The 26,971-nt window shown below is 73.6% G+C and carries 19 protein-coding genes and 1 pseudogene; 13 read left to right on the plus strand and 7 right to left on the minus strand.

From position 1 onward, the window contains the following. Positions 1 to 51: 51 nt before the first annotated feature. Both guaA and SYYSPA8_RS25450 read left to right on the plus strand, forming a co-directional pair. Positions 52 to 1,638, plus strand: a complete 1,587-nt coding sequence (gene guaA / locus SYYSPA8_RS25445) for a glutamine-hydrolyzing GMP synthase (RefSeq protein ID WP_323449624.1) — start codon at positions 52 to 54, stop codon at positions 1,636 to 1,638. A 292-nt stretch (positions 1,639 to 1,930) separates the two neighbouring features. Then, complete coding sequence (locus tag SYYSPA8_RS25450; RefSeq protein WP_323449625.1) at positions 1,931 to 2,458, plus strand: DoxX family protein; 528 nt, start codon at positions 1,931 to 1,933, stop codon at positions 2,456 to 2,458. On the opposite strand, the gene SYYSPA8_RS25455 is transcribed toward SYYSPA8_RS25450, so the two are convergent. Together SYYSPA8_RS25455 and SYYSPA8_RS25460 are read right to left on the minus strand one after the other, a co-directional pair. Beyond that, entirely contained in the window at positions 2,365 to 2,706 is a 342-nt protein-coding gene (locus SYYSPA8_RS25455; protein ID WP_323449626.1) for a hypothetical protein, read from the minus strand. The two genes, SYYSPA8_RS25450 and SYYSPA8_RS25455, sit on opposite strands and share 94 nt — an antisense overlap. Then, positions 2,696 to 3,994 carry a PspC domain-containing protein gene (locus tag SYYSPA8_RS25460; protein WP_323449627.1) on the minus strand — a complete coding sequence of 433 codons (1,299 nt, stop codon included), beginning with the start codon at positions 3,992 to 3,994 and terminating at the stop codon, positions 2,696 to 2,698. Before SYYSPA8_RS25460 ends, SYYSPA8_RS25455 begins: the two co-directional genes overlap by 11 nt. Positions 3,995 to 4,147: 153 nt before the next feature. Here SYYSPA8_RS25460 and SYYSPA8_RS25465 point away from each other — a divergent pair, with 153 nt between their 5' ends. The 5 genes from SYYSPA8_RS25465 to pcrA all read left to right on the plus strand — a co-directional run bounded on the left by SYYSPA8_RS25465 (position 4,148) and on the right by pcrA (position 9,798). Then, a complete protein-coding gene (locus SYYSPA8_RS25465; protein ID WP_323449628.1) occupies positions 4,148 to 5,440 on the plus strand; it encodes a PspC domain-containing protein in 1,293 nt (430 codons plus the stop codon). Next, positions 5,437 to 6,135 carry a response regulator transcription factor gene (locus SYYSPA8_RS25470; protein ID WP_323449629.1) on the plus strand — a complete coding sequence of 233 codons (699 nt, stop codon included), beginning with the start codon at positions 5,437 to 5,439 and terminating at the stop codon, positions 6,133 to 6,135. Before SYYSPA8_RS25465 ends, SYYSPA8_RS25470 begins: the two co-directional genes overlap by 4 nt. A 324-nt stretch (positions 6,136 to 6,459) precedes the next feature. After that, positions 6,460 to 6,717: a DUF397 domain-containing protein gene (locus SYYSPA8_RS25475; RefSeq protein WP_407706077.1), complete on the plus strand. Its 258-nt coding sequence runs from the start codon at positions 6,460 to 6,462 to the stop codon at positions 6,715 to 6,717. Positions 6,718 to 6,825: 108 nt separating this feature from the next. Next, positions 6,826 to 7,179 (plus strand): hypothetical protein, encoded by a 354-nt coding sequence (locus SYYSPA8_RS25480; RefSeq protein ID WP_323449630.1) that lies wholly within the window; start codon positions 6,826 to 6,828, stop codon positions 7,177 to 7,179. Positions 7,180 to 7,311: 132 nt separating this feature from the next. Further along, on the plus strand, positions 7,312 to 9,798 hold the full coding sequence (pcrA, locus tag SYYSPA8_RS25485; RefSeq protein ID WP_323449631.1) for a DNA helicase PcrA: 2,487 nt from the start codon (positions 7,312 to 7,314) through the stop codon (positions 9,796 to 9,798). Between the two features lie 154 nt (positions 9,799 to 9,952). Here pcrA and SYYSPA8_RS25490 read toward each other — a convergent pair whose 3' ends face one another. Both SYYSPA8_RS25490 and SYYSPA8_RS25495 read right to left on the minus strand, forming a co-directional pair. Beyond that, on the minus strand, positions 9,953 to 11,584 hold the full coding sequence (locus SYYSPA8_RS25490; RefSeq protein WP_323449632.1) for a M23 family metallopeptidase: 1,632 nt from the start codon (positions 11,582 to 11,584) through the stop codon (positions 9,953 to 9,955). Between the two features lie 297 nt (positions 11,585 to 11,881). Further along, complete coding sequence (locus tag SYYSPA8_RS25495) at positions 11,882 to 12,718, minus strand: esterase/lipase family protein (protein WP_323449722.1); 837 nt, start codon at positions 12,716 to 12,718, stop codon at positions 11,882 to 11,884. Positions 12,719 to 13,402: 684 nt separating this feature from the next. Between SYYSPA8_RS25495 and SYYSPA8_RS25500 the strand changes: the two genes are divergently transcribed. Beyond that, positions 13,403 to 13,816 (plus strand): cobalamin B12-binding domain-containing protein, encoded by a 414-nt coding sequence (locus SYYSPA8_RS25500; RefSeq protein WP_323449633.1) that lies wholly within the window; start codon positions 13,403 to 13,405, stop codon positions 13,814 to 13,816. A 133-nt stretch (positions 13,817 to 13,949) separates the two neighbouring features. On the opposite strand, the gene SYYSPA8_RS25505 is transcribed toward SYYSPA8_RS25500, so the two are convergent. Both SYYSPA8_RS25505 and SYYSPA8_RS25510 read right to left on the minus strand, forming a co-directional pair. Then, the gene (locus SYYSPA8_RS25505; RefSeq protein ID WP_323449634.1) at positions 13,950 to 15,572 is read right to left on the minus strand and encodes a DUF5691 domain-containing protein; all 1,623 of its coding nucleotides are present in this window, start codon (positions 15,570 to 15,572) and stop codon (positions 13,950 to 13,952) included. A gap of 665 nt (positions 15,573 to 16,237) precedes the next feature. Continuing rightward, a pseudogene (locus SYYSPA8_RS25510) lies at positions 16,238 to 17,640 on the minus strand (SWIM zinc finger family protein). A 138-nt stretch (positions 17,641 to 17,778) separates the two neighbouring features. On the opposite strand from SYYSPA8_RS25510, the gene SYYSPA8_RS25515 reads away from it, so the two are divergent. From SYYSPA8_RS25515 to sucD, 5 genes are all read left to right on the plus strand, one after another. Continuing rightward, positions 17,779 to 18,906, plus strand: coding sequence for an ATP-binding protein (locus SYYSPA8_RS25515; protein ID WP_323449635.1), 1,128 nt, complete (start codon positions 17,779 to 17,781; stop codon positions 18,904 to 18,906). After that, positions 18,903 to 21,536, plus strand: a complete 2,634-nt coding sequence (locus SYYSPA8_RS25520; protein ID WP_323449636.1) for a DUF5682 family protein — start codon at positions 18,903 to 18,905, stop codon at positions 21,534 to 21,536. Before SYYSPA8_RS25515 ends, SYYSPA8_RS25520 begins: the two co-directional genes overlap by 4 nt. Beyond that, a complete protein-coding gene (locus SYYSPA8_RS25525) occupies positions 21,533 to 22,789 on the plus strand; it encodes a vWA domain-containing protein (protein ID WP_323449637.1) in 1,257 nt (418 codons plus the stop codon). The genes SYYSPA8_RS25520 and SYYSPA8_RS25525 overlap by 4 nt, the downstream gene beginning before the upstream one ends. Positions 22,790 to 23,116: 327 nt before the next feature. Further along, complete coding sequence (sucC, locus tag SYYSPA8_RS25530; protein ID WP_323449638.1) at positions 23,117 to 24,292, plus strand: ADP-forming succinate--CoA ligase subunit beta; 1,176 nt, start codon at positions 23,117 to 23,119, stop codon at positions 24,290 to 24,292. A 15-nt stretch (positions 24,293 to 24,307) separates the two neighbouring features. After that, complete coding sequence (gene sucD / locus SYYSPA8_RS25535; RefSeq protein WP_323449639.1) at positions 24,308 to 25,192, plus strand: succinate--CoA ligase subunit alpha; 885 nt, start codon at positions 24,308 to 24,310, stop codon at positions 25,190 to 25,192. A gap of 138 nt (positions 25,193 to 25,330) precedes the next feature. On the opposite strand, the gene SYYSPA8_RS25540 is transcribed toward sucD, so the two are convergent. Continuing rightward, a complete protein-coding gene (locus SYYSPA8_RS25540; protein WP_323449640.1) occupies positions 25,331 to 26,917 on the minus strand; it encodes a sigma factor-like helix-turn-helix DNA-binding protein in 1,587 nt (528 codons plus the stop codon). Between the last annotated feature and the right edge of the window lie 54 nt (positions 26,918 to 26,971).

Below are 26,971 nucleotides of genomic sequence, written 5' to 3' on the forward strand. Positions count from 1 at the left end.
CGCGACCCCGGTAGAATCGGAAGAACCGAACCCCCCGCCGGAAGGCCGCCAGTGTCATCAGCGTCTCCCGCTGCCGCGCCCGATGTCGTACTCGTAGTCGACTTCGGCGCGCAGTACGCCCAGCTCATCGCCCGCCGCGTCCGCGAGGCCCGGGTCTACAGCGAGATCGTCCCGTCCACCATGCCGGTGGCCGAGATGCTCGCCAAGAACCCGAAGGCGATCATCCTCTCCGGCGGCCCCTCGTCCGTCTACGCCGAGGCCGCGCCCCGCCTGGACCGCGCCCTCTTCGAGGCCGGGGTCCCCGTCTTCGGCATGTGCTACGGCTTCCAGCTGATGGCCACCACCCTCGGCGGCACCGTCGACAACACGGGCGCCCGCGAGTACGGCCGCACCGGCCTGCACGTCTCCCAGACCGGCTCCACCCTCTTCGAGGGCACCCCGGCCGAGCAGCCCGTGTGGATGTCGCACGGCGACGCCTGCTCCGCCGCGCCGGAGGGCTTCACCGTCACCGCCTCCACGGACCTCGTCCCGGTCGCGGCCTTCGAGAACGACGAGAAGAAGCTCTACGGCGTGCAGTACCACCCCGAGGTGATGCACTCCACCCACGGCCAGCAGGTGCTGGAGCACTTCCTCTACCGGGGCGCCGGCATCGAGCCGACCTGGACCACGGGGAACGTGATCGAAGAGCAGGTCGCCTCCATCCGTGCGCAGGTCGGCACCAAGCGCGCCATCTGCGGTCTCTCCGGCGGCGTGGACTCCGCCGTGGCCGCCGCCCTCGTCCAGAAGGCCATCGGCTCCCAGCTGACCTGCGTCTACGTCGACCACGGGCTGATGCGCAAGGGCGAGACCGAGCAGGTCGAGAAGGACTTCGTCGCCGCCACCGGTGTGCAGCTCAAGGTCGTCGACGCGCAGGAGCGCTTCCTGACCGCGCTCGCCGGCGTCAGCGACCCGGAGGAGAAGCGGAAGATCATCGGGCGCGAGTTCATCCGCGTCTTCGAGCAGGCCCAGGCGGAGATCGTGGCCGAGGGCGAGGCCGACGGCGAAGAGGTCGCCTTCCTCGTCCAGGGCACCCTCTACCCGGACGTCGTGGAGTCCGGCGGCGGCACCGGCACCGCCAACATCAAGTCCCACCACAATGTCGGCGGCCTCCCCGAGGACCTTGAATTCCAGCTGGTGGAGCCGCTGCGCCAGCTCTTCAAGGACGAGGTCCGGATGGTCGGCCAGCAGCTGGGCCTGCCGGAGGAGATCGTCCAGCGCCAGCCCTTCCCGGGCCCCGGCCTCGGTATCCGGATCGTCGGCGAGGTCACCCGTGACCGGCTCGACCTGCTGCGCGAGGCCGACGCCATCGCCCGCGAGGAGCTGACGGCCGCCGGTCTCGACCGCGAGATCTGGCAGTGCCCCGTGGTGCTGCTGGCCGACGTCCGCAGCGTCGGTGTCCAGGGCGACGGCCGCACCTACGGCCACCCCATCGTGCTCCGCCCGGTCTCCTCCGAGGACGCGATGACCGCCGACTGGACCCGGATGCCGTACGACGTCCTGGCCCGGATCTCCACCCGCATCACCAACGAGGTCGCCGACGTCAATCGCGTCGTCCTCGATGTGACCAGCAAGCCGCCGGGGACCATCGAGTGGGAGTGATCCCCCACCGGGCCCCCTGAGGCCGTCCCCGATGCCGCCGTCCCCCTCCGTGTGGGGGGCGGCGGCATCGGCATGCGGGGTCCCCCCGGCGGGCCCTGCCGGGGGAGGCCCCTCGCACGGCCGCCGACCGAAGCCGCCGAAGCCGCTGGAGCCGCCGAGGCCGCTGAATGCGCCTGAGCGTGAGCCTTGCCGCCCTCCCGTACGTATGGTCAGTTGAGGATCGAACGATCCGAACAATCCGAACGATCGGGTGACGGCGCCGAGGCCGGCAGCGGCAGAAGCGGGGACAGCGATGACACAGACCTATCGGGCGACGGCCGGGCAGGGCGCCCCGGACGCCGCGACGGGCACGGGCGGCTGGAAGGAACAGGCGAGCCGGTACGCCCTGCTGCCGCTGCGGATCTTCCTGGGCATCACCTTCGTCTACGCGGGCATCGACAAGCTCACCGACAGCGCCTTCCTCAAGGCGAGCGGCATCGGCTCCCTCGGCGACCAGATGCGCGGCGTCCGCGACCAGGCCGCCATCCCCGAGATGGTCGACATGGCCCTGAACAGCCCCGTCGCCTTCGGCTATGCCATCGCCCTCGGCGAGCTGGCCGTCGGCATCGGTGTCCTGGCCGGTCTGCTGACCCGCCTCGCGGCGGTCGGCGGCGCGCTGATCTCCCTCAGCCTGTGGCTCACCGTCAGCTGGAGCGTCGAGCCCTACTACCTGGGCAACGACCTCCCCTATCTGATGGCCTGGCTGCCGCTGATCCTCGCGGGGGCCTCCGTGCTCTCCGTGGACGCGCTGATCGCGGAACGCCGTCGGCGCACGCTGTAGACGGCGCCGCTGACCGACCCGGCGACGACGAGCCCCGTGCCGCCGACCGGGAACACCGCCCACCCCGGCGTGGTCCAGAAACCGGCGGCGTCGCCCCCGAACATCAGGGACAGCACCAGCGCCGTCAGCCCGACGATCAGCCGGCCCGGCTGCAACCGGTGCACGGCCCACGGCCGCTGCCGGTCGTCCCCCGGGGACTCGGACCGCCGCTGCCGCTGCCGCTCATGAGGGCGGGTCCTACGATCCACGGATCACCTCCAGCTGTCCGACTCCCACTTCGAGTCGCAGCTCCAGCGTGCCCGACGGAGCGGCGCCCCGGGGTGCGGGGAGCGTGGCATGGCGATCCTGTTCGGGGGAGATGTCGATGTCGTTCTTCGCGTCGCCCGGCAGCCGGATGGCTCCGAGCCCCGCCTCGGCCCGTACGGTCACCGAGACGGACCTGGGTATGAGGACCTTCAGACGGCCCGCGCCCACCTCGGCGGCGGTGGAGACCGTGCTTCCCGCAGGGACGCCGATCCCCCGCAGGTCGAGCGTCCCCACACCCGTGCCCAGCTCGTACCGCTCCTGGACGGCCGCGGCCGACGGCGGCGTCCACCGCGCCTGCGCCCACTCGGTGGAGATGTCCTTCGGCAGGATCGAGGCACCCGCCAGCAGGACCGCGGTGACCAGCGTCATCAGCAGGGTGCCGAAGCCGGTCCGGCCCAGGAACGAGCTGATCGCCATGCCGAGGCCGAACACCCCCAGCGCACAGGCGAGACCGATCTGGAGGCTGGTGCCCAGCGGGCTGCCCTCCCAGCTCAGCCGCGAGCCGAGGAAGCCGGCGATCAGCGCCGCCGTGGACGTCGCGTTCGCCAGGCCGCGCGGGCCCCGGCACTTCCCCGATCCCGGGCGCCGCGCATCACGGGAGGGCGTGCCGTCCACCGCGTCGGACGGTCCCCACAGATAGTCCGTCGCGGGCTCGGTGTCCTTGACCACCGGGTCCCGCCACCAGGACGGGCCGGCGGGGGCCGGCGGGGCCGTGGCCTCCGGCGGGGCGTCCGCCACCACATGGGCGGCCGCCGGATCCAGGGGATGGCTGTCGGGGGCGACCGTCCGCCGCCGGGACCAGACCGCCGCTCCGGCGGTCGTCGCCGCCAGCAGGAGCGCGAACGTCACCACCCCGGCGTTGTTGAGCAGGGTCAGGAAGAGACCGCAGCCGATCAGCGCGAGGAAGACCGCCGTCAGCGCGGCTCCCTCGACCCGGCCGGAGAGCAGCCTGCGGCCCTCGCTGTCCTCGTCGCCGTCCAGGGGGACCAGCAGCCAGGCGAAGCCGTAGAAGATCAGGCCCACGCCTCCGGTGAGGGCGAGCACTCCCACCACGATCCGGAAGATCACCGGATCTATGTCGTAATGCCGTCCGAGCCCGCCGCAGACACCCGCCAGCACCTTCTGGCGCGGTGTGCGGCGCAGCGGGCGCGGCTCGGCGGTGAGCCCCGCGTGCTGCCCTTCGGGGGATCCGCCCGGTCCGTCCCGGCGCGGAGTGGTCGGCTGCGTCATGACTCCATGGTGACGGCCCGGAGGCCGCGACGGCACCGGGGGCGACCCTGGCCCGACCCTGATATCCACCGGCCCTCCCCGGCTTCCGCGCTCAGGGTCGGGCCAGGGTCACCCCTGATACCGCCGCCCCGCCCGGCGTGTGACGATCGGGGCATGCCCGTCGCCCTGTCCCGTCCCGGCCCCGCCCCGCGTTCCCCCGCGGCCGAGGACATACCGCCGCGCAAGCTCTACCGGAGCGCCGAGGGCCGGTTCCTCGGCGGAGTCGCGCGCGGCCTCGCCGGGCACCTGGGGCTGCCGGTCACCTGGGTCCGGCTGTCCTTCCTCGGCCTCTTCCTGGTCCAGGGCATCGGCGCGCTGCTGTACGCGGTGTTCTGGGTCGTCGTCCCGCTCGGGGTCGGCGGCCGCCCGGCCGAGCCCCGCTCGGTCTTCGAGACCACCAGCGACGGCCGGCGCAAGCTGCGCAAGCCCGACAAGGGCCAGCTGTTCGCGATGGTCGTGCTGCTCTTCGGCGCGGCGATCTTCGCGGGTTCCATCGAGACGAAGAGCAGCCGGTACGTGTGGCCGATCCTGCTGATCGCCGCCGGTGTGGTGCTGGTCTGGCGGCAGGCGGACAACGCCCGCCGGGCCCGCTGGACCGAGGCCGGCGGCCGCGGCCGCCGGATGTTCCAGATCGCCCGGGGGCTCGCCGGGGTCGCGCTCGTGGGTATCGGTCTGACCGGCTTCATGGTGGTCCGCGGCTCGGCCGCCCAGCTCGGCAATGTGCTGACCGCCGCGATAGCCGTCATCGCGGGGACGGGGCTGCTCGCCGGCCCCTGGCTGGTGCGGATGACCCAGGACCTCAACGAGGAGCGGACCATGCGCATCCGGGCCCAGGAGCGGGCCGAGGTCGCCGCGCACGTCCATGACTCCGTGCTGCACACCCTGACCCTGATCCAGCGCCGGGCCGGCGACCCGGGCGAGGTCCGCCGCCTCGCCCGCGCCCAGGAGCGCGAGCTGAGGAACTGGCTGTACAAGCCGGAGGGCACCGGCAAGGAGGAGTCCGACGAGCCCGACATGCTCGCCGAGGCCGTGAAGAGGTCCGCCGCCGAGGTCGAGGACAAGCACGGCGTCCCGCTGGAGGTCGTGGTCGTCGGCGACTGCCCGCTGGACGAGAAATTGGTCGCGCAGATGCAGGCCGCGCGCGAGGCCATGGTGAACGCGGCCAAGTACGGTGGTGAGGGCGGTGCCGTCCAGGTCTTCGCCGAGGTCGACGGCCGCACGGTCTATGTGTCCGTGCGGGACCGGGGGCCCGGCTTCGACCCGGACTCCGTGCCGGGCGACAGAATGGGTGTCAGGGAATCGATCATCGGCCGGATGCAGCGCAACGGCGGGACGGCCCGGCTCCGCCCGGCACCCGGAGGGGGCACGGAAGTGGAGCTGGAGATGGAGAGGGCGGCGGAGACATGACGGCGAGCGCGGACGGCGGCAGGGGCGGGGACGGGCGGCGGGTCCGGGTGGTGCTGGTCGACGACCACCGGATGTTCCGCACCGGGGTGCAGGCCGAGATCGGCCGGACCGAGGAGACCGGGGTCGAGGTGGTCGGGGAGGCCGCCGACGTCGACCAGGCGGTCACCGTGATCACCGCGACCCGGCCCGAGGTGGTGCTGCTCGACGTCCATCTTCCGGGCGGCGGCGGGGTCGAGGTGCTGCGGCGCTGTTCCTCGCTGATGACGGCGGCGGAGGCCCCGGTGCGCTTCCTCGCCCTGTCCGTCTCGGACGCCGCCGAGGACGTCATCGGGGTCATCCGGGGCGGCGCCCGCGGATATGTCACCAAGACGATCACCGGCACGGACCTGGTGGGCTCGATCTTCCGGGTGCAGGAGGGCGACGCGGTCTTCTCGCCCCGGCTCGCCGGGTTCGTCCTCGACGCCTTCGCCTCCACCGACGCCCCTCCGGTGGACGAGGATCTCGACCGGCTCACCCAGCGCGAGCGCGAGGTGCTGCGGCTGATCGCCCGGGGCTATTCCTACAAGGAGATCGCCAAGCAGCTCTTCATCTCCGTGAAGACGGTCGAGTCGCATGTCTCCGCCGTGCTGCGCAAGCTCCAGCTCTCCAACCGGCACGAGCTGACCCGCTGGGCCACGGCACGCCGGCTGGTGTGACCCGGGCCGCCCGCCGCCCGTCGGCTGGTGTGACCGGGCCGCCCACCGCCCGCCAGGCGGGCCGGCAAAGCGGCCAACTCCGTGGCCGGCCCGGCGGAGCGACGGCGTCCGACCACCGGAATCCCGGATTCATGTTGTCGCAGGTCGCGCGGGAGGCCGCCCGGGCGACTCCCGCCGTTCCTCCCCGCGCCCCCACCGGCCGGCTCGGCCATTCCCGGACAGGGGCACAACCATCCGGACCGAAGCCCTCCATGGTGACCCACCGCCATGACAGTATCGCCCTGAGCAGTCATCCCAGTTCACCACGGAGTTGACGGAGGGGCCGTGAACGGCACGCAGGTGGGATTCCAGTGCGGCGACAACGACACCGCGGGAGGCATACCCGGGCCCGGGGCCGTCGCGGGGGGCGTCTGGCGCAAGTCCAGTCACAGTGCCAGCGGCGCGGGCCAGTGCGTCGAGGTCGCCGCCCTGCCCCGTACCGTCCGCGTCCGTGACTCCAAGAACACCGGCGGGCCGGTGTTCGGGGTGAACCCGCGGGCCTGGGCCAGCTTCGTCGCCTACGCGGCCGGGCGGACGGACTGACCGGCGGACCGGCCGCTCCCGTCGCCCGGCCGGGGCGCCCGCCCCGGTCCGCGGGTGAGGCATACCTGCCCCGGGAGGGCGGTGGGGCCGGGAGTTAGGCTCCGCCCCATGGACGTACTCATCAATGTCTTCGTCGCCCTGCACATCATCGGTATCGCGTCCCTGCTGGGCGGTTTTCTCACCCAGATGAAGGCGATGGGCGCCGGCACCGCCCGTTTCACCCCGGCCATGCTGCACGGCGCGCTGACGATGCTGGTCACCGGAGTCGCGCTGGTCGGGCTGAACCAGGCCGACGACCAGACCGTGAACAACATCAAGATCGCGGTCAAGCTGGCGGTCCTGGTGGTGGTCCTGGGGCTGGTGTACGTCAAGCGGGACGAGGAGACGGTGGAGAAGGGCCTGTTCGGCGCCGTCGGCGGGCTGACGACCGCGAACATCCTCATCGCGACCGTCTGGACCTGAGCCGCGATCCACCGCCGGGCCGCGCCGGCGTCCCGGCGCCCGGCCGCGCCCCGGCCCGGCTCCCGGGCGCCTTCGGCGTCTTTTCCCAGGGGGCGGCGCGCTGTCAGTGGCTCCGCCTAGACTCGGAGAGCGATGAGCAGCCTCTTTGACGACCACTTCCTGGCGAGCCTCCAGTCCCCCTCGGAGGAGCCCCCGCCGCCCGAGGACCACGAGGGCCCGGAGGGCCACGCCCGCGAGGAGATCCCCGACGATCTCTTCCAGGGCGCCTTCGACGCGCCCCCGGCCAGGGACGCCTACCACCGGGACGGCGCCCCGCGCACGGTCATCGACCCCGAAGCCCTCCTCGACGGGCTGAACGAGCAGCAGCGCGCGGCCGTCGTGCACGCCGGATCCCCGCTGCTCATCGTCGCCGGAGCCGGTTCCGGCAAGACCCGGGTGCTCACCCACCGGATCGCCCATCTGCTGGCGAGCCGCGGCGCCCACCCCGGTCAGATCCTGGCGATCACCTTCACCAACAAGGCCGCCGGCGAGATGAAGGAGCGCGTCGAGCAGCTGGTCGGTCCGCGCGCCCAGGCGATGTGGGTGTCCACCTTCCACAGCGCCTGTGTGCGCATTCTGCGCCGCGAGTCCAAGAAGCTGGGCTTCACCTCGTCGTTCTCGATCTACGACGCCGCCGACTCCAAGCGGCTGATGGCGCTGGTCTGCCGCGATCTCGATCTGGACCCGAAGAAGTTCCCGCCCAAGTCGTTCAGCGCCAAGGTCTCGAACCTGAAGAACGAGCTGATCGACGAGGAGAGCTTCGCCGACACGGCGGCGGACGGCTTCGAGAAGACGCTCGCCCAGGCGTACCGCATGTACCAGGCCCGGCTGCGCGAGGCCAACGCCCTGGACTTCGACGACATCATCATGTCGACGGTCCATATGCTCCAGGCGTTCCCGGACGTCGCCGAGCACTACCGCCGCCGCTTCCGGCACGTCCTGGTCGACGAGTACCAGGACACCAACCACGCGCAGTACACCCTCGTCCGCGAGCTGGTCGGCCAGGGCTACGAGGATCTGCCGCCCGCCGAGCTGTGCGTCGTCGGCGACGCCGACCAGTCGATCTACGCCTTCCGCGGCGCGACCATCCGCAACATCCTCCAGTTCGAGGAGGACTACCCGGAGGCGACCACCATCCTGCTGGAGCAGAACTACCGTTCCAGCCAGACCATCCTCTCCGCCGCCAACGCCGTCATCGAGCGCAACGAGAGCCGCCGCCCCAAGAACCTGTGGACCAACGCGGGCGCGGGCGCGCAGATCACCGGCTATGTGGCCGACACCGAGCACGACGAGGCACAGTTCGTCGCCGACGAGATCGACCGGCTGACGGACGCGGGCGACGCGAAGGCGGGCGATGTCGCCGTCTTCTACCGCACCAACGCCCAGTCCCGGGTCTTCGAGGAGATCTTCATCCGGGTGGGCCTGCCGTACAAGGTCGTCGGCGGAGTGCGCTTCTACGAGCGCAAGGAAGTGCGGGACATCCTCGCCTATCTGCGGGTCCTCGCGAATCCGGAGGACAGTGTTCCGCTGCGTCGGATCCTCAATGTCCCCAAGCGGGGCATCGGCGAGCGCGCCGAGGCGATGATCGATGCGCTCTCGTTGCGGGAGCGGATCACCTTCCCGCAGGCCCTGGTCCGGGTGGACGAGGCCTACGGCATGGCGGCCCGCTCGGCGAACGCGGTCAAGCGGTTCAACGCGCTGATGGGGGAGTTGCGGACCATCGTCGACTCCGGCGCGGGACCCGCCGTGATCCTGGAAGCGGTGCTGGAGCAGACGGGATATCTCGCCGAGCTCCAGGCGTCGACGGACCCCCAGGACGAGACCCGCATCGAGAACCTCCAGGAGCTGGCGGCGGTCGCCCTGGAATTCGAGCAGGCGCGGGCCGAGGCCGAGGCCGAGGGCGAGGGCGGGGCGGGCACGCTCGCGGAGTTCCTGGAGCAGGTCGCGCTCGTCGCCGACTCCGACCAGATCCCCGACGAGGACGAGGAAGGCACCGGCGTCATCACGCTCATGACGCTGCACACCGCCAAGGGACTGGAGTTCCCCGTGGTGTTCCTGACCGGTATGGAGGACGGTGTCTTCCCCCATATGCGGGCCCTGAGCCAGAAGAAGGAGCTGGAGGAGGAGCGGCGGCTCGCGTATGTCGGGATCACCCGCGCCCGTGAGCGGCTCTATCTGACCAGGTCGTCCATGCGCAGCGCCTGGGGTCAGCCCGCGTACAACCCGCCGTCGCGCTTCCTGGAGGAGATCCCCGGCCAGCACCTGGAGTGGCGGCGTACGGGCAGGATGGCCGCCCCGGCGGGGCCGGTGGCCGGATTCGGCTCCCGGTCGGTGTCCTCGACGCCGTCCTCGCGCTCCCGCACGGGCGGCGCGGCCGGCGGCTTCGCCACGGGACGCGGCGGCGCCGAGAAGCCGGTGATCTCGCTGGCCACCGGTGACCGCGTCACCCATGACCAGTTCGGTCTGGGGACGGTCGTGGAGGTCACGGGCGCCGGCGAGCGGGCGGTGGCCGTGGTCGATTTCGGCGACCCCAAGCCGAAGCGGCTGCTCCTGAAGTACGCGCCGGTCGAGAAGCTCTGACGGGTCCGGCCGGGGGCAGGGACGCCCGGCGGCCGGACAGACAGGGGAGGGGCGGGCCGGATCGTGCGGCCCGCCCGCCCGGTGAACACCCCCGGCACGGACCGGCTCCGCCGGGGACGGCGGGATCGGCGGAGCCGGGGGTGGCCGGGACGGATCAGCGGGGGTCGAGGCCCTTGCTCTGGAGCCAGGCCAGCGGGTCGATGGTCGAGCCGCCGCCGGGGCGGACCTCGAAGTGGAGATGCGGGCCGGTGGAATTGCCGGAGTTGCCCGCGTAGCCGATGACATCCCCCGCCTTGACCGGGCCGGAGCGGATCTTGGCGCTGCTCAGATGGCAGTACCAGGTCTCGGTGCCGTCGGGGGCGGTGAGGATGATCATGTTGCCGTAGGCGCTGTTGTACTGCGTACGGACGGTGCCGTCGGTCGCGGCGAAGACGTTGGTGCCGTAGGGCACGGGGAAGTCGATACCGGTGTGCAGCGCCATCCAGTTGACGCCGGACTCCCCGTAGTAGGTGCTCAGGCCCCGGCTCTCCACGGGGACGGCGAACTTGGGGCGGAGGGCTTCGCGCCGCTTCGCCTCGTCCTCGCGTTTCTTGCGGTCCGCCTCCTGGCGGGCCTTCAGGTCGATGCGCTCCTGGGTGCGCGAGGCGCGGTCCCCGAAGTCCCGGGCGCCGGCGCTGAGCGCGGCGAGCTGGGTGTCCATCTTGTTGTTGGCGACGGCGCTCTTGGCCGCGAGGGCCGCCTGGTCGATGGCCGTCACCTTGGTGTCGGTCTTCTTGGTGTCGTCCCCGGCGAGGTTGGTGACGGAGGCGGCGGCGATGCCCGCGACGCCCATCACACAGGCCGAGGGGACGGCGACGGTGAGGAGCGCCGACCGCTTGGCGGGGGTGCGGCGCCGGCCCCGGCTCCCGCCGCCGGAACGGCGCGCGGTCCGGGGGGCGGTGGCCTCGGCGGCCGCGACCGGGGCCAGCTCCGGGGTGTACGCGTAGTCATCGCGGTCGTCCGTGACGACGGGGAGGCTCGCGGTGTCCCCGATGCCGCCGGGCCCGGTGCCCGCTCCGGCCGCCGGACCGTCGAAGTCCGTTTCCGGGAGCGCTTCGGCGTCGTCGCCCTCCGGGAAGCCGGCCTCGTAGGAGGCGTCGCCGTACGCACCGGTGGCGTAGGAGTCCGCGTCGTAGGAGTCGGTGTCGTACGAACCGGTGTAGCCGGGCTGGAAGGCGTGGTCCGCGCCCGGGTCCGGCAGGTCGTCGTACCCGGGCATCCCGGCGGCGAACTCCTGCCCCGCGTCGGTCAGGTGCTCGACCGCCGGATCGAGGGCGAACTCGGAGCCGAACTCGGGGGCGAAGTCCCCCTCGGGAGTGAACTGCGCCGGGACGGAACCCTCCGCCGCGCCCGTGTCGCCGTCCGAGTTCCAGGCGGTCGCGTCGTACGAGCCGGAGTCGAAGGACCCCGCCACCCACTGCCCGGTCGTGTCGTAGGAGAACGCCGTGCCCACGGACGCGAACTGCCCCGTGTCCCGGGACTGGTTCCACGCGGTCGCGTCCCACTGGCCGGTGCCGTCGTACGCGGTGGAGTACTGCTGGACCTGCTCGGCCGGGGGGTGGACCTCGTAGCCGACGCCCTGGTGCGCGCCGGTGTCCCAGGCGGTGGAGTCGTACTGACCACTGTGCCCGGCCTCGTAACCGGCCGAACTGTCCGGCAGCGCCCCGAAAAGCGGGTCGATGCCAAAGCTGCCGGTCGTGTAGTCGTCGTGGCCGACATGCCCGGCATGGGCGTGCTGGTCGTTCACCAACTTCTCTCTCGCCTCGGCAGCAGGAGCTGGATTCTGGGGTCGTGGAACGGCATGGACCCCAGAGGGGAACCAGTGGCGCGACTGTACCCGGCGGTATGCGACGGCGACAATCTTCCCGAGGTTTTGCGGAATCAGGAAACGGGCATTCGAGCGTCTTTCGGGGGAGTGAGGGCACAGCCTTGGCGCTATGTTCGAAACCCGTTCGACGGCGATGACGTCCATTCGGGTTGCTCCGTCGGCCCGGGCGTGCTCGGGCCGGGCCGGCGGGCCGCGGGGGGCGGGCGCGAGGCGCGCTCAGGCGACGGAGAACGTGCCTGCGGAACCGGCCGGACGGGATGATTCCAGCGCTTCCCGGATGCCCGCCGCGACCGCGGGATGAACCGGGAGGGCCAGATGCCCGATGCCGGTGACCCGCACGTTCTCCACGAGGAGGTCGGGATGGTCGAGCCGGGCCGTCTCGACGGGGACCATCATCCGGTCCAGGTCGCTCCAGAAGCTCACGAACCGGGTACGGCAGCCGGGGGCCGGGCCGCGCAACTCCTCGATCAGGGCGGAGCCGGGGCGCATCTGCCGTACGACGGGATGGGCGCTGGCCAGCGGGGCGGCGGTGGTGCCGGCGTGCGGGGTGCCGAGGGTGACCAGGGTGCGCACCCGCCGGTCACCGCCGAGGCACTGGATGTAGAAGCGGGCGATCAGGCCGCCGAGGCTGTGCCCGACCACATCGACCTCGTCCTGGCCGGTACGGGCGAGGACGTCCTCGATCCGGTCGCCCAGGGCTTCGGCGGCGGCCCGGATGTCGCAGGTGAGCGGGGAGTGGTTGAGGCATTCGAGATGCCGCCAGCCGTGCCGGGCGAGCGAGCGGCGCAGCAGCACGAAGACCGAGCGGTTGTCCGCGAAGCCGTGCAGCAGGACGACCGGGGGACGGTCGGGCGCGCCGGGCTTCGTGAGGGCGGCGGCGCCCCGCTCGTCCGCCGTCGCGCCGCGCGGGGAGGGGGCGCGCTGCCGGGCGGAACGCTCCGATGTCACTCCGGTGGGGTAGAGCAGGACATGGCCCGCGAGGATCGCCAGCTCCAGCGCGCCGGCCCGGAACGCCGCCGGCGTCCACAGCTCGCGCAGGCCCTCCAGACCCAGCGCGCCCCAGGAGACCGTCGGACCGGCTCCCGTGCGGTCCGGGCCGGGGCCCAGGGCGCCGAGGCCGAATGTCCCGAGACCCAATGTCCCGAGGGTGGTGCCCAGACCGAGGGTGCCGAGGCGGAGCGCCGGGCAGCGGCTGTCCGGGCCGGGGGAGTCGGTCCCCGTGTCCGTGTCGGTGTCGGTGTCCGTGCCCGCGTCCGTATCTGCACGCAGGGCTTTGTCCGCATGCGGGCCGTTCTCCGTGCACGGGCCCGGGTCGTCACCCGAGTCCGGGGTCGTGCCCTGGCCGGGGCGCGTGCCGGAGCGGGCGGGGCAGCGGGGCAGAACCTTCATGGCCGACCTCCGTACGACACACGGAAGACGGCGATGGCCCCCATGTGCCCTCGTGGAGCCTCTTCGGCGCTGCCGGGTGTTGCGGTCGGTGCGCACTCCGTGTCGGCGGATCGGTCGGTGGCGGCGCTGCCGGCCCCGTGCGACGCGGCTCACGGCACGGTGGACACGGCTTCGGAAGTGCTCCTCGCGACGCCCGCGCGACCGGTGGACCCGGACGCGTGTGCGACGCCGGTGAACATGTCCCACTGTGTGATTTCCCCCTCCGGGCTCCCTGCGAAACGGGTCGGTGCGGGATGCTGGAGATAACGTTCGTTCACTTGCGGCTCAGCCGGGTGTGTGGAGGAAGCGATGGGTGTGACGGGGCCGATCCGTGTAGTGGTCGCCAAGCCGGGGCTCGACGGGCACGACCGGGGGGCGAAAGTGATCGCGCGGGCGCTCAGGGACGCGGGGATGGAGGTCATCTACACGGGCCTGCACCAGACGCCCGAGCAGATCGTCGCGACGGCGATCCAGGAGGACGCGGACGCGATCGGTCTCTCCATTCTCTCGGGCGCCCACAACACGTTGTTCGCCAAGGTGATCGCGTTGCTGAAGGAACGCGACGCCGCGGACATCAAGGTCTTCGGCGGGGGGATCATCCCGGAGGAGGACATCCCGCCGCTGAAGGAGCTGGGCGTCGCCGAGATCTTCACCCCGGGGGCGACCACGTCGGCGATCGTCGCCTGGGTGAACGCCAACATCCGCCAGCCGGCCGGGGCCTGACCCGGCCGGGCGGCCGGCCAGCTGGTCGGTTGGTCGGTTGGTCGGTTGGTCGGCTGGTCGGCGCCCGGACCGATCCGGCCGGGCGGCGGACAACCGGGGCGCGCGGGCCCGCCGGTCGGCCGGCCGGCCCGGATCAGGGTGCGGAGCCGGTCAGTTCACGGTGCATCGCCTCGCGCAGCCGCAGGGTGGAGGTCAGCCGCTGGAACGCCTCCGACCAGTAGCCCTCCGCGCCCGGGGACGACCCCTCGGGCCCGTCCGGGTCCACCGTCAGCGGGTCCAGCCGGGCCACCGCCGACGGATGCAGACAGCGCTCGGCCAGCCCCATCGCCCCGCTGAAGCTCCACGGGTAGCTGCCGGCCTCGCGGGCCGTCTCCAGCGCGTCCACGACCGCGTCGCCCAGGGCCGGCGACCAGGGCACCGCGCAGACCCCCAGCAGCTGGAACGCCTCCGACAGCCCGTGCGCCGAGATGAACGCGGCGACCCAGTCGGCCCGCTCGCCCTGCGGCAGCGTCGCCAGCAGCTTGGCCCGCTCCGCCAGGGACACGGTGCCGGGGCCGTTCTCCGGCGGGATCCCCGGCGGGCCGAGCAGCGCCCGCGACCAGGTGGCGTCGGCCTGGCGCACGGCCGCCCGGCACCAGGCACCGTGCAACTCCTCCCGCCAGCCGTCCGTCACCGGCAGCGCCACGACCTCCTCGGGCGAACGGTCGCCGAACCGGCGCGTCCAGACGGCCAGCGGGGCCGCCGCCACCAACTGCCCCAGCCACCAGGACCGCTTGCCCCGGCCGGGCGGCGGGCTGGGCACCACGCCGTCGTGCTGCATGTCCGTGTCGCACTCGTGCGGGGCCTCGACATGGATCGCCGCCCCGGCACCCCCGTGGTCCGGACCCACGCACGAGGCCGCACGCTCCGCCATCCGTCCGGCGAGCGCCGACCCGGGCAGCGACGACAGCAGCTCCGCCGCCGCGGCCCGGACATTGCGGCTGCGGTCGGCCAGCGCCCGTTCCAGGAAGGGTTCGTCCGCCGGGGACAGCTCCGTGCGCAGGGTGTCGAGGAACATCAGCCGGTCCTCCGCCCGTTCGGTCGCCCAGCTCCCGGAGAGCAGCGCCAGCGCCCGGCCCGGGTCCTCCGCCCGGACGGCCGTCAGCAGCGCCACCCGTTCGGCGAACAGGCCCTCCTCCCAGACCTCGCGAACCTGCTCCGCCGCCGCGGGCTCCGGCAGCGGGACGGTGCTGCCCGGGGCGCCGCGCAGCGCGAACCGCCACTCGGGGTTGAACCGGGCCAGCCACAGCCCCCGCGACCCGGCGAACGCCAGTGTCTGGGGCCGCAGATCGGTCCGGGCCCGAGCCGCGTCGAGCAGCGCGGGCACCAGGGCCACCGGCGCCCGGTACCCCTGCTCCTGGGCGGTGGCCAGCCACTGGGGCAGCAACTCCGTCAGATCGGGTGCGGCACCCCGGCGGCCCCCCGAGGATCCGGCGGCCCGGTCCGCCAGCAACTGCTCCAGCCTGCGGCGCGCGCCCTCGGGCAGCGGCGGCCGGTGGTCGGCCGGCGCGGGCTCCGGTGGTTCGGCGGCGGTCGCGGGCAACAGCCCCGCCCGGCGCCGAACCGTGTGCACGGCCGCCGCGTCCAGCAACGCGACCGCCGCGTCCCCGCCGCCCGGCCCCGCCACGCCGGGCGGCAGGGCCCGGCGGTCGGTACCGAGCAGGGCGGTCGTGACGAGCTGTTCCCACAGCGAGGTGGTGATGGTGGCGCCGGTCATGTCGTCCTCCGTGGAGACGGGTTCGGGCGGTTCGTTCGAAACGGTCGGGCGGTGTACGGGCCGGCAGGGCGCGGCCGACCGGGACGTTCGTCCGGCCTTCGGCACGCGGGGGTGCGTGCGCCGTCGGCCGCCTCGCAAGGGGCACGGACAGTCACGGCCACCGGAGCATGTGGGCCATGGGCCCCGCGCCTGCCGGTCTCCGGCGCCGACCCGCCCGCTCCGGGAAACGGACCCGGAACACGGCGCGGTGCCGATGCGCCTCACGCCCGGACCGAGCCCTGCGGACCGAGCCGGCCCCGGGCTCGCATGCGCCGGCATCGCACCGGCCCAGGACCCGGCGGCCCGGAGATACAGCCACCGCATGGAACCTCCACCTCCCTGCGACACGTCCCCTCGGCCCTGGCGGGCCTGGGGAGACCCCGGTGCCGGATACCGTCCCCCGACCCGGCTCGATCCACGCGACAAGCCCGGCGCCGGCGGGGACGGACCCCGGCCCCGGGACCGTTTCCGCAGGCCGGACGAGGACCATCGGGTGCACTCCGCCCCGGCCACCGGAAAAGGCCCGGGTGTCGGCGTGGCGGAAGACGGGCCGGCACCGGTGGCCGGAGCACGGCGTACCGGCCGGGGTGCGGCAGCCCGTGACCCGCCAGGCCCGCAGTCAGGGGTCAGACGAGGGGGATCATGACCGCCCCCTCCGGCTCCCAGGCCGCGAGCGGCACCACCCCCTGGTGGCCGCACTCGCCGAACACCGTCACCGGGCGGCCGCCGGAGGCCGCGACGAGCCGCCACAGACCCGGCCGGGACCGCGCGGCCGGGGTGAGCGGCAGGGCCGCGCCCCCGCCCCCGTCCGCGTCCGCCAGCTGCCAGCCGTCCCCGTCGGGGACCGGGATCACCTCCGTCAGCGTCACCGGCCAGCCGTCCAGCCGTCCAGCCAGGGATCGTCCCGCAGCGCCCGCCCATAGGCGTCGAGCGCCGCCGCCACCGGACCGCCCGGCGGCGGGCCCACGGCGGGCACGGGCATCCCCAGCCGCTCGCCCGGCTCGGCCCGGAGCTGCGCGCCACCCGGATACGGGGTCAGCTCCGCCTCGATCTCCGCACCGACCGGCAGCGCCAGCCGCGGTGCCCGGCCCGCCGCGCCGAAGGACAGCAGCAGTGCCGCGCGGCCCGACTCCCGCCCGTACACCCATATCCGGCGGGTGGTGAGCTTCCCCTCGGGCGTGTCGTACTGGGCGAGAACCAGCCAGCGGTCCCGGACAGGGGCCCCCGCCGCACCGGCCGGCACCCCCACCCGCGTCCGGACCGTCGCGGCCAGCGGCTCGGGCAGCCGCTCGATTCCCAGCCACGCCGAGTCCAGCAGATGGGTCAGGGCGCACTCCTCCAGGAGCCGCACCGGCCACCCGGGACCCGTGCCCGGCAGCGCCCCCAACTCCCGCACCCGCGCGGCCAGCCCCGGGGCCTGGGCGTCGACCATCCGGGCCGCCGTCTCCTCCCACAGCGCGTATCCCGACCGCTCGGCACCCGCCAGCCCTCCGCGCACCAGGTCCGCGAGACGCCGCTCCAACTCGGTGGCGCCCGCCGATATCCGTGCCGCCCGGCGCTCCGTCCGTCTGCGCGCGGCCTCCGGGTCGGCCGGGCCCGACCGCCGCGCCGTGCCCTCCTCCCCCTCCCCTTCCCCCGCCTGCCCGGCCGCCCGCCGGGCCCGGCCCGCCAGCCATTCCCCCGCCCACTCGGGCGCCTCGCCGGTGCCCACCTCCCCCTCCGCCGCCCAGAGCAGCAGCAGCCCCAGCGCGTGCTTGCACGGGAACTTCCGGCTCGGACAACTGCACTTGTACGCCGGGCCCGAGACGTCCACCACCGTCTGGTACGGCCGGCTGCCACTGCCCTTGCACAGGCCCCACACGGCGCCCGCGCCGCTCGCGCCCGTCCCCGACCACGGCCCGGCCGTGCCGAGCCTGGTCCCCGCCTTCCTGGACGCGGCGTCAGGAGCCGTCGCCAGCACCTGGTCCACCGTCCAGCGCGCCCCCCGCTCCGGGGGGTTCGGGGGCTGTCCCCCGTTCGATCCCAGCATGCGAACGACGTTAGGAGACACCACTGACAATCCGCTCTGAGCTGGGGATATGACCCGTTGTCAGTGGGGTGGTGCAGTGTGGAGAACGCATCGGGTCAAGCGATGCCGACCCATGCCGACCGACACGGAGGGGGATCCATGACTGTGCCCGGAACCACCGCGAGCGAGCCCGCCGGGAGCGACGCGGCGAAGGCCCTGCGGCCCCACGCGGAGGACGCCTTCGCGGACGAGCTGGCCGCGCTGGCGGCCGCCGACGACCGGCCCCGCCCCGTCGGTTGGCGGCTCTCGCCGTGGGCCGTCGCCACCTACCTCCTCGGTGGCGCGCTGCCCGACGGCACCGTGATCACACCCAAGTACGTGGGGCCGCGCCGGATCGTCGAGGTCGCCGTCACCACCCTCGCCACCGACCGCGCCCTGCTCCTCCTCGGCGTCCCCGGCACCGCGAAGACGTGGGTGTCCGAGCATCTGGCGGCGGCCGTCAGCGGGGATTCGACCCTGCTGGTGCAGGGCACGGCCGGCACCCCGGAGGAGGCCATCCGCTACGGATGGGACTACGCCCGGCTGCTCGCCCACGGCCCGAGCCGCGACGCGCTGGTGCCCAGCCCCGTCATGCGCGCCATGGCGGACGGCATGACCGCCCGCGTCGAGGAGCTGACCCGTATCCCGGCCGACGTGCAGGACACCCTGATCACCATCCTGTCCGAGAAGACGCTCCCGATCCCGGAGCTGGGACAGGAGGTGCAGGCGGTCCGCGGCTTCAATCTGATCGCCACCGCCAACGACCGCGACCGCGGGGTCAACGACCTCTCCAGCGCGCTGCGCCGCCGGTTCAACACGGTGGTGCTGCCGCTGCCCGCGACCGCCGAAGCCGAGGTCGACATCGTCTCCCGGCGCGTCGGCCAGCTGGGCCGTTCGCTCGACCTGCCCGAGGCGCCCGAGGGCCTGGAGGAGATCCGCCGGGTCGTCACCGTCTTCCGGGAGCTGCGGTCCGGCACCTCCCAGGACGGACGCACCAAGCTCAAGTCCCCCTCCGGCACGCTCTCGACGGCGGAGGCGATCTCCGTGGTCACCGGTGGCCTCGCGCTCGCCGCGCACTTCGGCGACGGTGTGCTGCGCCCCGGCGACATCGCCGCCGGGATCCTCGGTGCCGTGGTCCGGGACCCGGCCGCCGACCGGGTCGTGTGGCAGGAGTACCTGGAGACGGTGGTCCGGGAGCGGGACGGCTGGAAGGACTTCTACCGCGCCTGCCGGGAGGTCAGCGCATGACGGCGCCGCTGCTGCTCGGGATCCGCCACCACGGCCCCGGCTCCGCGCGCGCGGTACGGGCCGCGCTGGAGGCGGCCGCACCCGCCGCGGTGCTGATCGAGGGCCCGCCGGAGGGGGACGCGCTGCTGCCGCTGGCGGCCGACGACGGCATGCGACCGCCGGTCGCGCTGCTCGCCCATGTCGTGGACGACCCCGGCCGGGCGGCGTTCTGGCCGCTGGCCGGATTCTCCCCGGAGTGGGTGGCGATCCGCTGGGCCCTGGACCGGGGGGTTCCGGTGCGCTTCATCGACCTGCCCGCCGCGCACACGCTGGCACCCGACCCGGAGCGGGAGAGCACCGCGGATTCCGTGGCCGACCCCGAGTGGGACGCCGCTCCCGCCGCCCGGTCGGCCGCCGGGGCCCCGGCCCGCGGCGCCACCGACCCCGAGTGGGACGTCACCGACCCGGAATGGGACCTCACCGGGGTAGCCGCCGTCGACCCCGAGTGGGATCTGACGGCCCACGGCACCGGCGGCGGCCGGCCGGGGGCACGGAGCCCGGCCGCCCTCCGCACCGGCACGGAGCGGGCGGGGGAGGACCCGGCCGCCGCCGACGGGCCCGAGGGGGAGGGCGGGACGGACATCCGGATCGACCCCCTGGCCGTCCTCGCCGAGACCGCCGGGTACGACGACCCGGAGCGCTGGTGGGAGGACGTCATCGAGCACCGGGGCGGCCGGGACGGCGGCGACCCCCTCGCCCCCTTCGCCGCCCTCGCCGAGGCCATGACCGCGCTGCGCGCCGAGTACGGACCCGGCGGTCACCGGCGGGACCTGGTCCGCGAGGCGCACATGCGGCTGAAGCTGCGCGCCGCCCGCAAGGAGTTCGGGGACGCGGTGGCCGTCGTCTGCGGCGCCTGGCACGTCCCCGCGCTCCAGGAGCGGACCACCGTCTCCGCCGACCGGGCGCTCCTCAAGGGCCTGCCCAAGGTCAGGACCGAGACCACCTGGGTGCCGTGGACCCATCGCCGGCTCGCCCGGCACAGCGGCTACGGCGCCGGCATCGACTCCCCGGGGTGGTACGCCCATCTCTTCGAGTCGCCCGACCGGCCCGTCGAGCGCTGGCTCACCAAGGCCGCCGGGCTGCTCCGGGACGAGGGCCTGATGGTGTCGTCGGCCCATGTCATCGAGGCCGTCCGGCTCGCCGGGACACTGGCCGTCATGCGCGGCCGGCCCCTCGCCGGTCTGGGCGAGACCACCGACGCCGTCCGGGCCGTGATGTGCGACGGCTCCGATGTGCCGATCGCCCTCATCGAGGACCGCCTGATCGTCGGGGACGCCCTCGGGGAGGTCCCCGACAGCGCGCCCGCCGTCCCCCTCCAGCGCGACCTCAGCCGTCTCCAGAAGTCGCTGCGGCTGAAGCCGGAGGCGCTGGAGCGCGAGATCGGACTCGACCTCCGCAAGGAGACCGACGCCGCCAAGAGCCGGTTGCTGCACCGGCTCAGGCTGCTCTCCGTCGGCTGGGGCGAGCCCGTCCGCACCCGGGGGAGCACCGGCACCTTCCGGGAGGGCTGGCGGCTGCGGTGGGAGCCCGAGCTGCATGTCCGGGTCGCCGAGGCCGGAGTCTGGGGCACCACCGTCCTCGCCGCCGCCGTCGCCCGCACGAGGAACAGGGCCGCGGCCGCCACCGAGCTGGCCGAGGTCACCGCGCTCGCCGAGGAATGCCTGCTTGCCGAGGTGACCGACGCGCTGCCCGCCGTGCTGCGGGCCCTCGCCGAGCGGGCCGCGCTCGACACCGACGTCGGCCGTCTCGCCGAGGCGCTGCCCGCGCTCGCCCGCTCCCTGCGGTACGGGGACGTCCGCGCCACGGACACGGCCGCCCTCGCCACGGTCGCGGCCGGGCTCGCCGAGCGGATCTGCGTCGGACTGCCCCCGGCCTGCTCCGGGCTGGACGCGGACGGCGCCGACCGGATGCGGGCCCATCTCGACGCGGTGCACGGCGCCATCGGGCTGCTGCCCGGCGCGCAGGAGCTGGGCGAGCGGTGGGCCTCGGTGCTCCACCGGCTCACCGGCCGGGACACCGTCGCCGGGGTGATACGCGGCCGGGCCGCCCGGCTGCTCCTGGACGACGGCCGGCTCGACGAGGACGCGGCGGCCCGGCTGATGGGCCTCGCCCTGTCCGCCGCCGTGGCGCCCGCCGACGCGGCCGCCTGGGTCGAGGGCTTCATCGGCGGCTCCTCCGGCGGAGGCATGCTGCTCGTCCACGACGAACGGCTGCTGGGCCTGGTGGACACCTGGCTGATGAGCGTTCCGGCCGGGTCGTTCACGGACGTGCTCCCGCTGCTGCGGCGCACCTTCTCCGCGTACGAGCCGGGGGTCCGGCGCACCCTCGGCGAGCTGATCGGGCGGCGACCCGGGCCGGCGGCGGGAGGGCGGCGGGGCGCGGGCGCCGCCGCTGCCGGTGCGGTGCCGGGCTTCGGGGCGGGCCTCGACGAGGACCGGGCGGATGCCGTACTGCCGGTGCTCCGGCTCCTGCTCGGCACGCCCGATCCGGTGGGGGCGGCGCCACCGGCAGGGAGCGGCCGGACGGCCCGGCGGAGAGCCGACGGCGGTGCCCAGGACAACGACACGGATCTCGTGGGGGCGGACATATGAGCGGGACGACGACACACGCACGCACACCGCGGGACGCATCGGCCACGCCGGCCGAGGCGGCCCCGTCGACGCCGGGCAGCGGCGGCGGGCCGGGCGCGGTGGACGCCGCCGAGCGGGCGCGGCGCTGGCGTCTCGTCCTCGGCGGTGGCGGCGCCGACGGCATCGGCTGCTCCCTCACCGGGCAGGACGCCGGCATCGACGCTGCCCTGACCGCGCTGTACGGCGCCCCGGCCGACGACGACGGCGGTTCGGGCAGTAGCCGGGCGCGGGGCGCGGGGCTCGGTGCCTCTGCTCCCTCCGTCGCCCGCTGGCTCGGTGACATCCGCGCCTATTTCCCCAGCTCGGTCGTCCAGGTCATGCAGCGCGACGCCATCGACCGGCTCGGGCTCTCCTCGCTGCTGCTGGAGCCGGAGCTGCTGGAGGCGGTCGAGGCCGATGTCCACCTCGTCGGCACCCTGCTCTCCCTCAACCGGGCCATGCCCGAGACGACCCGGGAGACGGCCCGTGCCGTGGTCCGCCAGGTGGTCGACGACCTGGAGAAGCGGCTCGCCACCCGCACCCGGTCCACGCTCACCGGGGCCCTCGACCGGTCCGCGCGGATCAGCCGCCCCCGCCACCGCGACATCGACTGGGACCGCACGATCCGGGCCAATCTCAAGAACTACCTACCCGAGTTCCGCACCGTGGTCCCGCAGCGGCTGATCGGCTACGGCAGGGCCGCGCAGTCGGTGAAGAAGGACGTGGTGCTCTGCATCGACCAGTCGGGCTCCATGGCGGCGTCCGTCGTCTACGCCTCGGTCTTCGGCGCGGTCCTCGCCTCCATGCGCTCCCTCGACACCCGGCTCGTCGTCTTCGACACCTCGGTCGTGGACCTCACCGACCAGCTGGACGACCCGGTCGACGTCCTCTTCGGCACCCAGCTCGGCGGCGGCACCGACATCAACCGCGCCCTGGCCTACTGCCAGTCCCGGATCACCCGCCCCGCCGACACCGTCGTCGTACTGATCAGTGATCTCTACGAGGGGGGCATACGGAACGAGATGCTGAAGCGGGTCGCCGCGATGAAGGCGTCCGGGGTGCAGTTCGTGGCGCTGCTGGCGCTCTCCGACGAGGGGACCCCCGCGTACGACCGGGACCACGCGGCCGCGCTGGCGGAGCTGGGGGTGCCCGCCTTCGCCTGCACTCCCGATCTCTTCCCGGAGGTCATGGCGGCGGCGCTGGAGAAGCGGCCGCTGCCGGTCCCCGAGGCATGAGGACGGCGCGGTTCCGCCCCGGCGGCCCGGTTGCCGCGCCCCGGTGGCGGGCGGCCTCCGCGGTCCGTGACCGGCCCGGTCCCGTCCGGCACTCCCGTAACCGGCGATCCGTGCCGCACCACCTCCGACGAGCTGTGACTGTTATCACCGCCGATGTGTGATCTGCGATTTAGGGAGCCACGGGCCACGGGGATACCCTGCGAGACGGACATGCCGCGTGCCCGGACACCGTGCGCGCCTCCCTTGTGACATCGCAGTCACGTTGCCCTTCGCGGCACGCCCACGCAGACAACGAACCGCGATCACTCAGAAAAGGGACGGACGCGCGTGGACCTGTTCGAGTACCAGGCGAGGGACCTCTTCGCCAAGCACGGTGTACCGGTGCTGGCCGGTGAAGTCATCGACACGCCTGAGGCGGCGCGCGAGGTGACCGAGCGTCTGGGCGGCCGGTCGGTCGTCAAGGCGCAGGTGAAGGTCGGCGGCCGCGGCAAGGCCGGCGGCGTGAAGCTGGCCTCCAGCCCCGAGGACGCGGTCGAGAAGGCCGGTCAGATCCTGGGCATGGACATCAAGGGCCACACGGTCCACAAGGTGATGCTGGCGGAGACCGCCCCCGAGATCGCCGAGGAGTACTACGTCTCGTACCTCCTCGACCGCACCAACCGCACCTTCCTGGCCATGGCCTCCGTCGAGGGCGGCATGGACATCGAGGAGGTCGCGGCCACCAAGCCCGAGGCCCTGGCGAAGATCCCCGTCGACGCCAACGAGGGTGTCACCCCGGCGAAGGCCGCCGAGATCGTCGCCGCGGCGAAGTTCCCGGCCGAGGTCGCCGACCAGGTCGCCGACATCCTGGTGACCCTCTGGAAGACGTTCATCGCCGAGGACGCGCTGCTCGTCGAGGTGAACCCGCTGGCCAAGGTCGCCGACGGCCGGGTCATCGCCCTCGACGGCAAGGTCTCCCTGGACGCCAACGCCGACTTCCGCCAGCCCGGCCACGAGGCCCTGGAGGACAAGGCCGCGGCCAACCCGCTGGAGGCCGCCGCCAAGGCCAAGAACCTCAACTACGTCAAGCTGGACGGCGAGGTCGGCATCATCGGCAACGGCGCCGGTCTGGTCATGTCCACCCTGGACGTCGTCGCGTACGCCGGTGAGAACCACGGTGGTGTGAAGCCCGCCAACTTCCTCGACATCGGTGGCGGCGCCTCCGCCGAGGTCATGGCGAACGGCCTGGAGATCATCCTCGGCGACCCGGACGTCAAGTCCGTCTTCGTCAACGTCTTCGGCGGCATCACCGCCTGCGACGAGGTCGCCAACGGCATTGTGCAGGCCCTGGAGCTGCTGAAGTCCAAGGGCGAGGAAGTCACCAAGCCGCTGGTCGTGCGCCTCGACGGCAACAACGCGGAGCTGGGTCGCAAGATCCTTTCCGACGCCAACCACCCGCTGGTGCAGCGCGTGGACACCATGGACGGCGCGGCCGACAAGGCCGCCGAGCTCGCGGCGAAGTAAGGGATTCACACCACCATGGCTATCTTCCTGACCAAGGACAGCAAGGTCATTGTCCAGGGCATGACCGGTGCCACGGGCATGAAGCACACCAAGCTCATGCTGGCGGACGGCACCAACATCGTCGGTGGCGTGAACCCGCGCAAGGCCGGTACCACCGTCGACTTCGACGGCACCGAGGTACCCGTCTTCGGCACGGTCGCCGAGGCGATGGAGAAGACCGGCGCCGATGTGTCCGTCCTCTTCGTGCCGCCGGCCTTCGCCAAGGCCGCCGTCGTCGAGGCCATCGACGCCGAGATCCCGCTGGCCGTCGTCATCACCGAGGGCATCGCGGTGCACGACTCCGCCGCCTTCTGGGCGTACGCGACCAGCAAGGGCAACAAGACCCGCATCATCGGCCCGAACTGCCCCGGTCTGATCACCCCGGGCCAGTCCAACGCCGGCATCATCCCGGGCGACATCACCAAGCCCGGCAAGATCGGTCTGGTGTCCAAGTCGGGCACGCTGACCTACCAGATGATGTACGAGCTGCGGGACATCGGCTTCACGTCCTGCGTCGGCATCGGTGGTGACCCCGTCGTCGGCACCACGCACATCGACGCCCTGGCGGCCTTCGAGGCCGACCCGGAGACCGAGCTGATCGTGATGATCGGTGAGATCGGCGGCGACGCCGAGGAGCGTGCGGCCGACTTCATCAAGGCCAATGTCACCAAGCCGGTCGTCGGCTACGTCGCGGGCTTCACCGCCCCCGAGGGCAAGACGATGGGCCACGCCGGTGCCATCGTGTCGGGTTCCTCCGGCACGGCGCAGGCGAAGAAGGAGGCCCTGGAGGCCGCCGGCGTCAAGGTCGGGAAGACCCCGACCGAGACCGCCAAGCTGGCGCGCGCCATCCTCGAAGGCTGACGCGACCCGAGCACGGTCGACGGGCCCGCACCCCGCAGGGGGCGCGGGCCCGTCCGCGTATCCGGGGCAGGTGACGGGGCGGGGGCCGGGTCCGGGTCCGGGTCCGAGGCAGGCGCGGGCGTGGGTGTGGGCGCGGTGTCAGCGGGGTTCGGGAGCCAGTCGTTCCGGGCCGCCGGCCATCTCGGCACGGAGCCGTGCCCGCAGCTGTTCGCCCTCCGGACCGAGCCGTTCGGACCCGGCGTGCGCCGGGATGCCCTGGACCGGCCGGCCCGCCGGGACCCCCGGTTCGTACTGGTGGGGCGAGGTCAGCAGGGTGAACCCGGTCGCGCCGACGATCAGCGCCGTGACGGTGAGCGCGGTACGGGTCCAGAGCCAGACATGGCGTTCGCTGCCCTCCCGCACCGAGGGCGCGGGGGCCGGCTCCGGCGCGGGGAAGGCATCGGCCAGCTCGGCGAGGAGCCGGTGCAGGATCTCGGGCGAGGTGAGGCCGGGCACTTGTTCGGCGACCGCCTCCCGGGCGTGCAGCACCCGGTTGGCGGCCGCCGGAGTGCTCGCTTCCGTCTCGGCGGCGGTCTCGGGGAGGTCGAGGCCCAGACCGTCGTAGAGCAGCAGGGTGCGGCGGTACGCGGGCGGCAGTGAGAGCAGTGCGTCCAGCAGGGCGCTCGGGCCGCCCTCCAGCGACGGGGTGTCGGGGTGCCGGTGCGCGGGCCGCAGCCGCTGCCAGGGGGACATCGCGAACTCGTACGCGGCGGCCCGGACCCAGCCCACCGGATCCCGGTCGCGGGCGACTTCCGGCCAGTGCTGCCAGGAGAGGCGGAAGGCGCGTTCCACGCACTCGTGGGAGAGCCGGTGCCGTCCGGTGAGCAGGTACGCCTGGCGGACGAGGGACACGGCGGTGTGGTCGTAGAGGGCGTCGAACGCCTCCTCCGGGGTGAGCGCGTCCAGGGTGGGGGCGTCCCCCGGCGGCCCCGGCGGTCCCGGTGGCGTCGGTGAGGCCTGTGCGGCCGGTGAGGTCGGTGAGAGGGGTGGGGCGGATCCGACCGGTCCGGCGGGCGGGGGAGCGACGGCGGGCAGCGGCTCCGGGGGCAGCCCCGGAGACAGCCCCGGGGGTGGCCCGGGGGCGTCCGCGCGGTTCAGCACGGAGTCGGCCCCGTCCGTTGCGGCCCGTACGGGAGCGATGGTGTCCGGTTCCGCGTGGACGGGCTCGGTCGCCTCGCCGCCGGCTGGCTCGCCTCCGGTCGGCGCGGCGGCGGCGATGACGGGTACCGGGGTGGCCGTCGTCCGCCCCGCCAAGCCGATGCGGGAGCCGCGCGGAGGGCGCGAGTCGACCGGCCCCCGGTGGGCCCTGGCCGCCCGAGGCGCGGCCGAGGGCGGCGCGGCGGCCGCCAGGGATTCCGGCAAGGGTTCCGGCAGGTGCTCCGGCAAAGGCTCCGACACGGGCTCGGCCGCGGCCACGGGCTCGTCAGCAGGAACGGATTCGGCCGCGGGATCGAGTACGGGACCGGGTACGGATGCGGGCGCGGTCAGCAGCCTCGCGTACGCGATCCGGCGCCGTCCCCGGGGATCGCTCCGCCCGGACTCCCAGGCGCGGACGGTGGCCCTGGTGACCCCGAGCGCCGTCGCGACCTCCAGCTCGCTCATCGACTTCGCCTCCCGCAGCCTGCGCCGTTCCTTGGGCGACGGCAGCGGCGATTCCGAGGCGGAGTGGGCCGGGCTCTGGGTCATGAGGGACTCCCGGAAGCGCTGCGCTCGACGTCAAAGTACATAAGCGTATTTTGA

The organism is Streptomyces yaizuensis (assembly GCF_034961445.1).
Lineage (GTDB): Bacteria > Actinomycetota > Actinomycetes > Streptomycetales > Streptomycetaceae > Streptomyces > Streptomyces yaizuensis.